Origin of the sequence: Micromonospora sp. NBRC 110038, from assembly GCF_020884815.1 — a bacterium.
Lineage (GTDB): Bacteria > Actinomycetota > Actinomycetes > Mycobacteriales > Micromonosporaceae > Micromonospora > Micromonospora haikouensis.
Genome location: NZ_BBOL01000002.1, coordinates 348615 through 362900 on the forward strand (window position 1 = coordinate 348615; position 14286 = coordinate 362900).

Annotated in this window: 10 protein-coding genes; 5 read left to right on the forward strand and 5 right to left on the reverse strand. The window is 75.2% G+C overall.

Going from position 1 to position 14286, the window contains the following annotated elements; genetic code table 11:
* Nucleotides 1-292: 292 nt before the first annotated feature.
* The 5 genes from LPU61_RS09200 to LPU61_RS09220 are packed head-to-tail and all read left to right on the forward strand — an operon-like array spanning nt 293 to nt 7969.
* Nucleotides 293-2407 (forward strand): molybdopterin oxidoreductase family protein, encoded by a 2115-nt coding sequence (locus LPU61_RS09200; RefSeq protein ID WP_229404705.1) that lies wholly within the window; start codon nt 293-295, stop codon nt 2405-2407.
* On the forward strand, nt 2404-3915 hold the full coding sequence (locus LPU61_RS09205; RefSeq protein WP_229404706.1) for an FAD-dependent oxidoreductase: 1512 nt from the start codon (nt 2404-2406) through the stop codon (nt 3913-3915). The genes LPU61_RS09200 and LPU61_RS09205 overlap by 4 nt, the downstream gene beginning before the upstream one ends.
* Nucleotides 3915-6506, forward strand: a complete 2592-nt coding sequence (nirB, locus tag LPU61_RS09210) for a nitrite reductase large subunit NirB (protein WP_043965596.1) — start codon at nt 3915-3917, stop codon at nt 6504-6506. The genes LPU61_RS09205 and nirB overlap by 1 nt, the downstream gene beginning before the upstream one ends.
* A complete protein-coding gene (gene nirD, locus LPU61_RS09215; RefSeq protein WP_043965593.1) occupies nt 6503-6880 on the forward strand; it encodes a nitrite reductase small subunit NirD in 378 nt (125 codons plus the stop codon). Before nirB ends, nirD begins: the two co-directional genes overlap by 4 nt.
* A complete protein-coding gene (locus LPU61_RS09220; protein WP_229404707.1) occupies nt 6881-7969 on the forward strand; it encodes a uroporphyrinogen-III synthase in 1089 nt (362 codons plus the stop codon).
* Between the two features lie 191 nt (nt 7970-8160).
* On the opposite strand, the gene LPU61_RS09225 is transcribed toward LPU61_RS09220, so the two are convergent.
* The 5 genes from LPU61_RS09225 to LPU61_RS09245 form a co-directional block, all read right to left on the reverse strand.
* Entirely contained in the window at nt 8161-9141 is a 981-nt protein-coding gene (locus LPU61_RS09225; RefSeq protein WP_229404708.1) for a ferritin family protein, read from the reverse strand.
* A 231-nt stretch (nt 9142-9372) separates the two neighbouring features.
* Nucleotides 9373-9996, reverse strand: coding sequence for an ATP/GTP-binding protein (locus LPU61_RS09230; RefSeq protein WP_043965589.1), 624 nt, complete (start codon nt 9994-9996; stop codon nt 9373-9375).
* Nucleotides 9977-10342, reverse strand: a complete 366-nt coding sequence (locus LPU61_RS09235; protein WP_007072983.1) for a DUF742 domain-containing protein — start codon at nt 10340-10342, stop codon at nt 9977-9979. The genes LPU61_RS09230 and LPU61_RS09235 overlap by 20 nt, the downstream gene beginning before the upstream one ends.
* A gap of 70 nt (nt 10343-10412) precedes the next feature.
* On the reverse strand, nt 10413-10820 hold the full coding sequence (locus LPU61_RS09240; protein ID WP_043965587.1) for a roadblock/LC7 domain-containing protein: 408 nt from the start codon (nt 10818-10820) through the stop codon (nt 10413-10415).
* Nucleotides 10817-13972, reverse strand: a complete 3156-nt coding sequence (locus tag LPU61_RS09245) for a sensor histidine kinase (RefSeq protein ID WP_229404709.1) — start codon at nt 13970-13972, stop codon at nt 10817-10819. The genes LPU61_RS09240 and LPU61_RS09245 overlap by 4 nt, the downstream gene beginning before the upstream one ends.
* Between the last annotated feature and the right edge of the window lie 314 nt (nt 13973-14286).

Genomic DNA, 14286 nt, shown 5'->3' on the forward strand with positions numbered 1-14286 from the left:
GCGACCGGCGACCGGCGACCGGCGACCGGCGACCGGCGACCGGCGACCGGCGACCGGCGACCGGCGACCGGCGACCGGCGACCGGCGAGGATCATCCGTCGGCCGTGATGGCGTAGATGACTCAGCTCCCTATGTGGCACGAGAAGGGGCGCCCGCTCCCCTTGATCCGGCAGCCCTGGATGATCGAACAGGAGGTCCGGCGGGTTTCTCCTGTGCGGTGTGAGGTGCTCTTGACAGGACCGAAACAAACGGGACGCTGACCCGAAACCGCCCGGCGGCACGCTTTGCCGACATGACAGACGGTGCACGACCGGCGACTGCCCCGGGGGACTCCCCCCGGGAGGCGGCGACGCACTGCCCGTACTGCGCCCTCCAGTGCGGCATGACGCTGCGCGAGACCGGTGGGCGGGTCGAGGTCCTCCCCCGGGACTTCCCCACCAACCGTGGCGGCCTCTGCCAGAAGGGCTGGACGGCCGCCGAGCTGCTCGACCACCCCGACCGCCTGACCACCCCGCTGGTGCGCGACGCCGGCACCGGGCAGCTGCGCCCGGCGTCCTGGGCCGAGGCGATGGAGCGGGTCGCCGGGGGCGTGCGCGCCGTCCAGGACCGGCACGGCCGCGACGCGGTCGCCGTCTTCGGCGGCGGCGGGCTGACCAACGAGAAGGCGTACGCGCTGGGCAAGTTCGCGCGGGTGGCGCTGCGGACCCGGCACGTCGACTACAACGGGCGCTGGTGCATGTCGTCGGCAGCGGCGGCCGGCAACCGCGCGTTCGGCGTCGACCGGGGGCTGCCGTTCCCGCTGGCCGACCTGGGCCGGGCCCGCACCCTGCTGATGGTGGGCGCGAACCCGGCCGAGACGATGCCGCCGCTGATGCGCCACGTCGCCGACCAGCAGGCCGCCGGCGGGACGCTGATCGTGGTGGACCCCCGGGCCACCGCCACCGCCCGGCAGGCCGACCTGCACCTGCAACCGGTGCCCGGCACCGACCTCGCGCTGGCCAACGCGCTGCTGCACATCGCGCTCACCGAGGGCTACGTCGACCGGGCGTACGTCGCCGAGCGCACCACGGGCTTCGACGAGGTACGGCGGACGGTGGCCGGCTACTGGCCGGCCGAGGTGGAGCGGCTGACCGGCGTGCCGGTGGCCGACCTGGAGGCCACCGCGCGGGCCCTGGCCACGGCGGGCAGCGCGATCATCCTCACCGCCCGGGGGGCCGAGCAGCACGCCAAGGGCGTCGACACGGTCACCGCGTTCATCAACCTCGCGCTGGCGCTGGGCCTGCCCGGCCGGCCCGGCTCCGGCTACGGCTGCCTCACCGGCCAGGGCAACGGCCAGGGCGGGCGGGAGCACGGCCAGAAGGCCGACCAGCTTCCCGGCTACCGCAGCATCACCGACCCGGCGGCCCGCGCGCACGTCGCCGGGGTGTGGGGGGTGAGCGCCGACGAGCTGCCCGGGCCGGGCGTGCCCGCGTACCAGCTCCTGGATTCCCTCGGCACCCCGGCGGGCCCGAAGGCGCTGCTGGTGTTCGGCTCCAACCCGGTGGTGTCCGCGCCCCGCGCGGCCCGGGTCGAGGGCCGGCTGCGCGACCTGGACCTGCTGGTCGTCGCCGACCTGGTGCGCTCGGAGACCGCCGAGCTGGCCGACGTGGTGCTGCCCACCGCCCAGTGGGCCGAGGAGGACGGCACGATGACCAACCTGGAGGGCCGGGTGCTGCGCCGCCGCGCGGTGCGTACGCCCCCGGCGGGCGTGCGGACCGACCTGGCGATCATCGCCGACCTGGCCGACCGGCTCGGCGCGAAGGCGGGCTTCGGCGACGACCCGGCGGAGGTCTTCGGCGAGCTGCGCCGGGCCTCGGCCGGCGGGGTCGCCGACTACGCCGGGGTCAGCTACGACCGGATCGACGCCACCGGCGGGGTGTTCTGGCCCTGCCCGGATCCGGACGCGCCGGACACCCCACGGCTGTTCGCCGACGCGTTCCCCACCCCCGACGGGCGGGCCCGCTTCCGCGCCGTCGACCACCGGCCGGCCGCCGAGGAGGTGTGCGCCGAGTATCCGCTGCGACTGACCACCGGCCGGGTGCTCGCCCAGTACCAGTCCGGCGCGCAGACCCGCCGGGTGGCGGCGCTGCGCCGGGCCGCGCCGGGGGCGTTCGTCGAGCTGCACCCGGACCTGGCCGCCCGGCTCGGCGTCGGCGACGGCGAGGAGGTACGCGTCACCTCGCGGCGCGGCGAGCTGCGCGCCCCGGCCCGGCTCACCCCGACGATCCGCCCCGACACGGTCTTCGCGCCGTTCCACTGGGGCGGGGCCGCGCGGGCGAACTCGGTCACCAACGACGCCGTCGACCCGGTCTCCGGGATGCCTGAGTTCAAGATCTGCGCCGTCCGGGTGGAGAGGGCTCAGCCATGACCGCCGTCGTGATCGTGGGCTACGGGATGGCGGGCGCGCGGCTCGCCGCCGAGCTGCACGCCCGCCCCGGGGACCGCAAGGTCACCGTGCTCGGGGCGGAGCCGCACCGGGCGTACAACCGGATCATGCTCTCCACCCTGCTGGCCGGAAAGGTCGACGAGCCGGACGTGGAGCTGACCGAGGCCGCCGGGCACGGCGTGGACGTGCGCACCGGGGTCGCGGTGACCGCGATCGACCGGGCCGCCCGCGACGTGCGCACCGGCGACGGCGAGCGCATCGGGTACGACCACCTGGTGCTCGCCACCGGCAGCCGGGCCGTGGTGCCGCCGCTGCCGGGGCTGGACCCGGCGCGCCTGCCGGACCGGGTGGCCGTCTTCCGCACCCTCGACGACTGCCGACGCATCCTGGCCCTGTCCCGGGGCGCGCGCCGCGCGCTGGTGCTCGGCGGCGGCCTGCTCGGGCTGGAGGCGGCCCGGGGGCTCGCCGCCCGGGGGCTGGACGTCACGGTGGTCCACCCGAACGGGCACCTGATGGAGCGGCAGCTCGACCCGACGGCCGGCGCGGTGCTCGCCGGCACGCTCGCCGACCTCGGCGTACGCGCCCACCTCGGCGCGTCCGCGACGGGGCTCGCCGCCGACGCCGACGGCGTCCGGCTCGACCTGTCCGACGGCTCGTCGCTCGCCGCCGACCTGCTGGTGCTCTCCTGCGGGGTGCGCCCCGACACCGCCCTCGCCGCCGCGGCGGGGCTGGCGGTGCAGCGGGGCGTCGTGGTCGACGACCGGCTGCACACCAGCGACCCGCACGTCTCGGCGATCGGCGACTGCGCCCAGCACGACGGCACGCCCAGCGGGCTGGTCGCGCCGGCCTGGGCGCAGGCCCGGGTGGTGGCGCAGCTGCTCAGCGGCGCGGACGCGCACGCGGCGTACCGGCCCCGGCCGGCGGTGACCCGGCTCAAGGCGGCCGGGATCGACCTCGCCGCGATGGGCGACACCGCCGCCGGGGGCGACCGGGCCGGCGACGGGCCGGTCGAGGAGCTGACCTTCGCCGACCCGGCCCGGGGCACGTACGCCCGGCTGCGCATCCGCGACGAGCGGCTGACCGGGGCGATCCTGCTCGGCGACAACCCGGCCGTCGGCACGGTGGTGCAGCTGTTCGACCGGGGCGCTCCGGTGCCGTCGGACCGGCGGGCGCTGCTGCTGGGCCGGGCGCTCGGCGGCGCGCCGGCCGCCCCGGCCGCGTCACCGGCGCTGATGCCGGACGCGGCGACCGTGTGCCAGTGCAACGACGTCAGCAAGGGCGCGCTGGTGGCCTGCTGGCGGGCCGGGGCCCGGACGGTCGCGGCGATGTCGGCGGCGACCCGGGCCGGCACCGGCTGCGGCGGGTGCCGCGACGCCCTCGCCGGCATCGTCGGCTGGCTCGCCGAGGTCGACCCGGCGGCCGACGAACCGGCGGACCCGACCGACGACGACAGCCCGAGGGCGCGACACGACCGCGTGGAGGTGGCGTGATGAACGGCGACACGACAGGGCCGGGCACCGCCGGAGGCGACGCCGCCACCGGCGGCAGGGTGGTCGTCATCGGCAACGGCATGGTGGGGCAGCGGTTCACCGAGGCGCTGCGCGCCCGGGACACCGACCGCCGCTGGCAGGTCACGGTGCTCGCCGAGGAGCGCCGGCCCGCGTACGACCGGGTGCGGCTGTCGGCGTTCTTCGACGGGGTGTCCGCCGAGGAGCTGAACCTGCACACCCCCGACGACGGGGTGGAGCTGCGCCTCGGCGAGCCGGCCACCGCCATCGACCGCCAGCGGCGGGTGGTGGTCACGGCGGCCGGCGAGCATCCGTACGACGCGGTCGTGCTGGCGACCGGGTCGTACCCGTTCGTGCCGCCGGTGGCGGGCCGGGACCTGCCCGGGGTGTTCGTCTACCGCACGCTCGACGACCTGGAGTCGATCCGGGAGCACGCCCGGGGCCGGCGCGTCGGCGCGGTGATCGGCGGCGGGCTGCTCGGCCTGGAGGCGGCGAACGCGCTGCGCCTGCTCGGCCTGGCCACCCACGTGGTCGAGTTCGCGCCCCGGCTGATGCCGGTGCAGGTCGACGAGGCCGGCGGGGCGATGCTGCGCCGCTACGTCGAGGAGCTGGGGGTCACCACCCACCTCGGGGTGGCGACCACCGCGCTGCGGCCCGGCGCGGACGGCGCGGTGGCCGCGCTGGAGCTGTCCGACGGCCGCACGGTCGACGCCGAGCTGGTGGTGGTGGCGGCCGGCATCCGGCCCCGCGACGACCTGGCCCGCGCGGCCGGCCTGGAGCTGGGCCCGCGCGGCGGGGTGCTGGTCGACGCGACGTGCCGCACGGGTGACGAGCGGATCTGGGCGGTCGGCGAGTGCGCTGCCGTCGACGGGGTCTGCCACGGCCTGGTCGCCCCCGGGTACGCCACGGCGGAGGTGGTGGCCGACCGGCTGCTGGGCGGCGCGGCGACGTTCCCCGGCGCGGACACCGCGACGAAGCTGAAGCTGCTCGGGGTGGACGTGGCGTCGTTCGGCGACGCCCACGGCACCACCGACGGCAGCCTGGACGTGACGTTCACCGACCCGGCGACCCGGTCGTACGCGAAGCTGGTCCTCTCCGACGACGCGAAGACGCTGCTCGGCGGCGTGCTGGTCGGGGACGCGAGCGCCTACCCGACGCTGCGGGCCAGCGTCGGCGGGCCGCTGCCGGCCGCGCCGCTGGCGCTGCTGGCCCCGGCCGGCGGGGCGGCGGCCGGGGCCGGGGCGCTGCCCGGCAGCGCGCAGGTCTGCTCGTGCAACGCGGTGACCCGCGACGACATCGACGCGGCGATCGCCGGCGGCTGCGCGGACGTGCCGGCGCTGAAGGCGTGCACCCGGGCCGGGACGAGCTGCGGGTCATGCGTGCCGATGCTCAAGCAGCTCCTCGACGCGGCGGGGGTGAAGCAGTCCACGGCGCTGTGCGAGCACTTCGACCTGAGCCGGCAGGAGCTGTTCGACGTGGTGCGGGTGCGCGGCATCCGCACCTTCTCTCGGCTGATCGCCGAGCACGGGCGGGGCCGGGGCTGCGACATCTGCAAGCCGGTGGTCGCCTCGATCCTCGCGTCGCTGGGCACCGGGCACGTGCTCGACGGCGAGCGGGCGTCGTTGCAGGACACCAACGACGCGTACCTGGCGAACCTGCAACGCGACGGCAGCTACTCGGTGGTGCCCCGGATCCCCGGCGGCGAGATCACCCCGGAGAAGCTGATCGTCATCGGTCAGGTGGCGCAGGAGTTCAAGCTCTACACGAAGATCACCGGCGGGCAGCGCATCGACCTGTTCGGGGCGCGGGTCGACCAGCTCCCGCAGATCTGGCGGCGGCTGGTGGACGCGGGCTTCGAGTCGGGCCACGCGTACGGCAAGGCGCTGCGCACGGTGAAGTCGTGCGTCGGCGAGACCTGGTGCCGGTACGGGGTGCAGGACTCCGTCGGCCTGGCCGTGGCCCTGGAGCTGCGCTACCGGGGGCTGCGCGCCCCGCACAAGCTCAAGTCGGCGGTGTCGGGCTGCGCCCGGGAGTGCGCCGAGGCCCGCAGCAAGGACTTCGGCATCATCGCCACCGACACCGGCTGGAACCTCTACGTCGGCGGCAACGGCGGCTTCCGGCCCCGGCACGCCGACCTGTTCGCCACCGACCTGTCCACGGCGGAGCTGATCCCGCTGATCGACCGGTTCCTCATGTACTACATCCGCACGGCGGACCGGTTGCAGCGCACCGCCGCCTGGATCGAGGCGATGGAGGGCGGGCTCGACCACCTGCGCGCGGTCATCGTGGACGACTCGCTGGGCCTCTGCGCCGAGCTGGAGGCGGAGATGGCCCGGCACGTGGCGGCGTACTCGGACGAGTGGCGCGACGTGCTCGACGACCCGGAGCGGCTGCGCCGGTTCACGTCGTTCGTCAACGCGCCCGACGTGCCGGACCCGTCGATCACCTTCGCCGTCGAACGCGGCCAGCCCGTGCCCGCCGGCCGGGCCCGGCCGGTCGCGGCACCCGACGGCGAGGCGCCCGCCCGCCGCCGGCAACCGGTCACCCTCGGCCTTCCGGAGGTACGGCGATGAGCATCGCGACGGACACGTACACGCGCCGCCCGGCGGCGGACACGCAGGGCTGGAGCCCGGTCTGCCCGCTGGAGAAGCTGGAGCCGGAGCGGGGCGTGGCGGCCCTGGTCGACGGGGCGCAGGTCGCCCTGTTCCGCACCGGCGACGAGCTGTTCGCCCTGGACAACCTCGACCCGGTCGGCGGCGCGTACGTGCTGTCGCGGGGCATCGTGGGCAGCCGCGGCGGCACGCCGACGGTTGCCTCCCCGCTGCACAAGCAGGTGTACGACCTGCGCACCGGCGCCTGCCTGGACCTGCCCGGCGTGGCGGTGCCCCGGCACGACGTGCGCTGCCGGGACGGCCTGGTCGAGGTGCGGTTGAGACGGGAGGGGTGAATGGCCGACGAGCTGGCCGGCTTCACCATCGGGGTCACCGCTGACCGCCGGCGCGACGAGCTGGCCGCCCTGCTACAACGGCGCGGCGCGCGGGTGGTCATCGCGCCGGCCCTGCGGATCGTGCCGCTGACCGACGACACGGACCTGCGCGAGGCGACCCGGGAGTGCCTGGCCCGCCCGCCGGACGTGCTGATGGCCAACACCGGCATCGGGATGCGCGGCTGGCTGGAGGCGGCCGAGGGCTGGGGGCTGGCGGAGCCGCTGCGCGGCGTGCTGTCGCAGGCGTACGTGGTGGCCCGGGGTCCCAAGGCGCGGGGGGCGATCCGCGCCGCCGGCCTGCACGACCAGTGGTCGCCGGACTCGGAGAGCTGCGAGGAGGTCGTCGAGCACCTGGTGCGGCGCGGGGTGGCCGGCCAGGTGATCGCCATGCAGTTGCACGGCGACCGGCAGCCCGAGTGCACGAGCGCGCTGGAGGACGCCGGGGCGACCGTGATCGAGGTCCCGGTCTACCGGTGGGCTCCGCCGACCGACCCCGCGCCGCTGCACCGGCTCATCGACCTGGTCGCGGGCCGGCTGGTGGACGCGGTCACGTTCACCTCCGCCCCGGCGGCCGAGGCGCTGCTGCGCGCCGCCGGGGACCGCACCGAGACGGTGCTGGAGGCGCTGCGCGGCGACGTGCTGGCCAGTTGCGTGGGCGCGGTCACCGCCGAGCCGCTGGTGCGGCGGGGGGTGCCGGTGAGCGCGCCGAGCCGGGCCCGGCTGGGCGCGCTGGTCCGGACCATCGTGGACGAGCTGCCCCGGCGTACGGTCAGCATCAAGGCCGCCGGGCACCTGCTGACCCTGCGCGGGCACGCGGCCGTGGTCGACGGGGAGCTGCGCCCGCTGGCCCCGGCGCCGATGGCGGTGCTGCGGGCGCTGTCCGCGTCACCGGGGCGGGTGCTGTCCCGCACCGCCCTGCTGCGGACGCTGCCGCGCGGCGCGGACGAGCACGCGGTGGAGATGGCGGTGGCCCGGCTGCGGGCCGGGCTGAAGGCCCCCCGGGTGGTGCAGACGGTGGTGAAGCGCGGCTACCGCCTCCGGATCGACTGACCGGCCTGAGCTGGGGCCGGCTGGCCGGTGGGGCTGCCGGCGGCGAAGTGCGCCGACCAGGGCCGGGAACGGTGGCTGCCTCCGGTACACGACACGCCGACGCGATGGCACCGCTACCGGCCAGGGATCATGTGCCCCCGCAGCGCCCCCGGCGGCACGCACCGCCTTCGGGGGCACCGCGCCCGGCCCGGTCAGGCCTTGGGGCTCGTCGGCTGACGGCCGCTCTTCTTCGCCTCTTCGCCGCCCGAGCCGCCGAGCGAGAGGTCGACCAGCGCCCGCAGGAACGCCGACGCGTGGTCGGCCTCGTCGTGGGCGATCTCGGCGAACAGCGCCGCCGCGCGATCGTCGTCGGCCGCCGCCGCCTGCCGGGAGAAGGACGGGTACATGGTGGTCGCCTCGTGCTCCTCCCCCGCGATCGCGGTGCGCAGGTTGTCGGCGTCGCCGCCGACCAGCCCGGCCAGGATGGCGGTCTGCGCGAAGTGCTCGCCGAGCTCCTGCCCGGCGGTGTTGTCCCAGAGCCGGGCCAGCCTGCGCTGCCCGGTGGCGCGCGCGTGCTCGGCGTAGAGGGTGTACTTCGCGTTGGCGAACGCCTCGCCGCGCAGCGTGGTCTTCAGGTTGTCCTCGGTCCGCCCCGAGCAGGCCGGCGTGCTGCGGACGATCGGCACCGGCGGCACCACCTCGCCGACGGGGACGACGATGCCCCCGCCGGGGTTCAGCAGGGCCTCCAGCGCGACCCGGAACCGGGCGGCGTGCGTCGCCTCGTCGCCGGCCAGCTCGGTGAACAGGTCGGCCGCCTCGGGGCAGTCGTCCAGGCGGGCCTGCTCGGCGTACGACGGGTAGACGACGGTCGCCTCGTGCTCCTCACCGGCGATCGAGTCGCGCAGGTTGGCCTGGTTACCGTGCACGAAGTTGATCAGCTCGGCCTCGGCGGCGAAGTGGTCGTACCGTTCGGTCTCCGCCGTCTCCCGGAAGAGGGTGGCGATGCCGTCCTGCCCCGTCCGCTCCGCCTCCTGGGCGTATGCGAGGTAGCTGGCGTGGGCGTACGCCTCGCCCTCCATCGCGGTCAGGGTGTTGCGGCGGGTCTGCGGGTCCAGCCCGGCGGCCTGGGCCGGGCCGGCGAGGCCGATCACCGCGCCCGCCACCACGGCGGTCATCACTGTGACTCTGCGCATGTGCTCCTCCTGCGTCGAGCGTGCCGTGGTGCACTGGTCACGCTGCGTCAATCTCTTGGAGAAGGGTAAGTTGCCGCAGGTCAAAGGGGATGCGGGGCGCGCTGAGGCGCGCGTGGGTCCACGAATGTGAACGCGGAGGGTCGCGCCCGTAACGACAAACCGGACCCGCGCCGGGCTAGACGGCGCTGGCGGCGGTCCGGACGACCCGGACCGCCGCCAGCCTTTCCGACGTCAGCCGACCGGAGTCGGGAAGCCCCGGCCGTGCTCGGCCTGCAGTCGCATCATCGCGTGCTCGACGACCGTCACCAGCACCTGCTTGACGGGCTCGCGGTGCCGGGCGTCGGTCATGATCAGGGGCACCTGGGGCGAGATGGCGAGGGCCTCGCGGACCTCCTCCAGCTCGTACTGCGGGGCCCCGTCGAACCGGTTGAGCGCCACCACGTACGGCAGGCGGCGGTTCTCGAAGTAGTCCAGCGGGGCGAACGCGTCGGTGATCCGGCGGGTGTCGACCAGCACCGCCGCGCCCACCGCGCCCTTGATGATCTCGTCCCACATGAACCAGAACCGGGTCTGGCCGGGCGTGCCGAAGAGGTACAGGATCAGGTCCTCGGCCATGGTGATCCGGCCGAAGTCCATGGCGACCGTCGTCGTCTGCTTCCCCGGCACCTTCGACGGGTCGTCGATGCCGACGCCGGCCGAGGTCATCACCGCCTCGGTGGTCAGCGGAGTGATCTCCGAGACCGCGCCGACCAGGGTCGTCTTGCCCACGCCGAAGCCGCCCGCAACCACGATCTTCGCGGAGGTGATCCCGCGGTTGCGGCGCGCCCCGGCGGGGTCATAGCCTGCGAAGTCCACTTAGCACCCTTCCAAGAATTTCCATCCGCTCCTCGTATCCCTCGGCGGGAGCGGCAGTATGCAGGGTCAGCAGGCCCTCGGCCACCATGTCGGCGACGATGACCCGGGCGACACCCAGGGGCATCCGGGTGTACGCGGCAACCTCGGCCAGCGACTGGGGCCGACCCTCGCAGATCGTGGCGATCCGGTGCTTGTCGTGACCGGCGAACCTGGACTCGGCGACGGCTGTCGGGCTGGCCGTCAGCACCGCCTCCAGCGCGATGTCCTGGCGTGGCTCGGTACGGCCCCGGGTGACCGCGTACGGACGCACCAGCGCGCCGCGCGGGTCCTCCCGTCGTTGGTCCATCCGCGATCACCTCCTCCCGGTCGACGTCGTCGCTCGACGTCTGGTCATCTGTCCGTGCAGCCCGGCCGCGCTACGCGCGCACCGCGTCGCGGGGCAGCGGCACCAGCGCGGCGCCCACCCGCTCGACCAGCAGCGCCATCTCGTAGCCGACCTGCCCCACGTCGCAGCTGCGGGCGGCGAGCACCGCCATCGACGAGCCGTCGCTGATCGACATGAGGAACAGGTATCCGCTGTCCATCTCGATGACCGTCTGGAGCACCCCGCCGGCGCTGAACATGCGGGCCGCGCCCTCGGTCAGGCTCACCACGCCGGAGGTGATGGCGGCGAGCTGGTCGGCCCGGTCCGGGGGGAGGTCCCGGGACGAGGCGAGCAGCAGCCCGTCCGCGGACACCGCCACCACGTGGGCGATGCCCGCCACGCTGTCGGCGAAGTTGGTGAGCAGCCAACCCATGTCCTGCATGGCCGCTGGCCTGTTCATCGGCTCGTCTCCTTGGTCGAATTGCTGGTCTGGTCCGCCCCGCCGGCCGTCCGCCCCCGCTGCACGCCGCGGTGATAGGCCGACAGCAGGCCGCGTACCTCGTCGGGGGTGCGCCGGCTGCGGTCCCGGCCGCTCTTCGGTTCGATCCCCCCGGGGACGAGCTGGGCCTGGGGCACCCGCTTGGGCAGGCCGGAGCGGGTGGTGCCGGCGGCCGGCGGTTCGGCCGCCCGGCTGGCCCGGGACCAGCCCTCGTCGGCGGCGGTCCGCCACGCCTCCGGGTCCACCGCCGGCGGCGGGGTGGGCGCCGCCGGCCCGCCGGTCGCGGAGGCGGCCGGCTGCGGGGGCGGTGCCACCGGCATGGTGCTGGCCGGCGGCGCGGTCGTCGCGCTTGGGCCGTCCGTGGCGGTGGCCCCCGGGGTACGGGTGGGCAGCGGAGCCCGCGGCGGGGCGGTGGCCTGTGCCGGGGCGGGCGCGTCGTCGAAGTTGGGGCGCTGGAAGATCGCGGTCACGTCATCACCGTGCGAGCGGAACCATACCGCCTCCATCTCGCGGAAGATCGGCGCCTCCGCCTGCTGGGCCGGGCGAGCGACCACCGGGGTGGCCGGTGCGGCCGGCACGGGCGGGGCGGAAGGGGCGGAGGGTGCCATCCCGGCGACCGGGCCACCCGGCAGCGCCGGGGCCGCCGGCGCGAACGACGCCGGGGTCGCCGGCGCGAGCGGTGCGGCCGGCGCGAACGACGCCGTCGGGGTGGCCGGGGCGAGCGGGGTGGCCGGCTGGGCGGACTCCCCGTTCGGCGACCGTCGGGGCAGCGGGTCGATCGCCGGGAACGCCACGGTCGGGCTGCCGATCGCGCCACCGCCGGGCGCGTACGCCGGCTGGGCCGGCCCGGCCGGCTGCGAGGCGGGCGGCTGCGACACGGGTGTCACGGTCGGGATCGTCGGCTGGGACACGGTCGGGCTGCCGAACGGCGCGGCCGTCGCCGCGTCCCGGGCGTCGCCGGGCACCTGCCACCGGGCCGGCGTCGGCGCGGCGGTGCGCCACTGGTCGGTCAGGGTGGCGGTGCGGCCGGCGGTCGCCGGCTCACCGAAGCTGGCCGGGCTCGGCGGGGCCTGCTCCACCGCGGCCGGCTGGCGTGCCGGGGTGAGCGGGGCCGGAGCCGGCTCGCGTCCCCGCAGCGACGGCAGCACGACGGTCGAGGCGGGCAGGGTCACCTGGGCGACGGTGCCGCCCTCCACGTTGCGCCGCAGCTCCACCCGGATGCCGTACCGGGAGGCGAGGCGGCTCACCACGGCCAGACCCATCAGCCGGAACGCGGCCACGTCCACCGTCGACGGCGCGGAGAGCCGGCGGTTGAGCGAGTCGAGCTGCTCGTCGGTGAGGCCGAGGCCCCGGTCCTCGACCTGGATGAGCACGTAGTCGCGGATCCGCCGGCCGTCGGCGACCACCACCGTGTTCGGCGGCGAGAAGCGGGTGGCGTTGTCGAGCAGCTCGGCGACCAGGCGGACGACGTCGTTCACCGCGTGCGCGGCGACCGAGATGTCGGTGTCGACGGTGCCGAACTCGATGCGGTTGTACTGCTCGACCTCAGACTGGGAGGCCCGCAGCACGTCGATCAGGAGGGCGTCGTCGCGGCGCGGCACGGCGGAGTCGGCACCGGCGAGGACCAGCAGGTTCTCGTCGTTGCGGCGCATCCGGGTGGCCAGGTGGTCCAGCTCGAAGAGCTGGGCGAGCCGCTTCGGGTCCTCCTCGCCGCGCTCGATCGCGTCCAGCTCGCCGATCATCCGGTCGACCAGCGTCTGACTGCGCCGGGCCAGGTTGAGGAACATCGCGGAGACGCTGGTGCGCAGCGCGGCCTGCTCGGCGGCGACCCGGACCGCCTCCCGGTGGACGACGTTGAACGCCAGGGCCACCTGGCCGACCTCGTCGCGGTTGGTGAGCTTGATCGGGTCCCGGACCTGCCGGACGATCTCCTCCACGCCGCCGTCGCCGACGTTGCCGATGCTCTGCAGCCGCTGCACCGCGTCGGGGAGATCGTGGTTGGCCACCGACAGCGCGCCCTCGCGCAGCCGGCGCAGCGAGTGGTTGAGCGAGCGGGCCAGCACCACGGCCAGCGTGACCGCGATGATCAGGGTCAGCAGCACCAGCACCGACTCGATGACGGCCTGCTGGATGACGTCCGCGCGGGCCTGCTCGGTCTGGTCGAGCAGCCGCCGCTGGAGCTGGATCTCCGCCCACCGCATCAGGTCGTTGACCGAGCCGACGGAGGCGGACACGTCGGCGGCGGTGACCAGCGGGGTCTGCCCGACCGACCGGGTCAGGTCGGCGGCCACCCGGTCGGCGAGCACGACGGCGTCGCCGGAGACGGTGCCGTCGACCAGGGCCCGCTGGGCCGGGTCGGCCGACAGCGAGAAGGAGACCAGGGCCTCCTGCTGGCTGGTGAGCGTGGCCACGAAGGAGGAGAACTGCTCCTCGTCGAGCCGGCCGGAGGACAGCGCCGTGTAGGCGACGGCCTGCTCCTCGGCGACCGCGGCCTTGGCGTGGGCGAACGCGGCCACCGCCCGGCGGTTGTCGGCCAGCGCCTCCTGGCCGGGCAGCTGGGCGAGCGTGTCGTTGTAGGAGACCAGGTCGGTGACGATGACGCCGTAGCGCAGCGACGCCTCGGCCACCGGCATCTGCTTGCGGTCCAGCACCTCCTGGCGGGTGCTGTTCAGCGTCTTCAGGTGGTCGTCGATGACCTTGAGCCGGTCCCGCACGTCGGCCGGGACCTCGCCGATGCCGGCCCGCTCGGCGTTGTACGCCTCGATGCGCGCGTCGGTGCTGCGCACCCGCAGGTTGAACTCGTCGACCCGGCCCTTCTCCCCCGGGCGGGCCAGCAGGGTGGCCGCGGCCATCCGCTCCTTGTGCAGGTCCTGCGTCAGCGCCGAGACGTCGATCGACAGGGCGGTCAGCGACCGCAGCTGGGTCGCCTCCAGCGCGCCCTCACCGGTGGAGATGAGCCGGATGGTGGCGAGCGCGATCACCGCCGCGACGGGCACCACCAGAATCAGCGCCAGCTTCGAGCGGATCCGGGCATCCCGGAGGCGGGGCAGCCGTCGCCGGCTCCGCTCGTTCGACTCGCCGCTCTCGGGCAGGGTCGTAGGTCCGGTGCTCACGACATCGCCTCCGTCGTTTCTTCCACGCCTGAACCGCCGACCCGTGCCCGGTGCAGCGGACAGCGCCGCGCGCGGCACGGCCGCGATTTCATCAGAGAAGATCGTGTTTGGGAAGCCGCGGTGAGGTAGGAAACGGTCGCACGGCACTCATCGCGTGATCCGGTCAACTAATACCTTCATTTCCCCAAGCCCCTGATCAGGGGATGTGACTCCAGAGTGGTCGCGCGCTTATGCAAAGTAAGCGTTTGCAAACATCGGGTTACCCCAACATGTGGGACGCCCGTCCCGAAAAGCTTCGGAGCATCCGCGCTTGA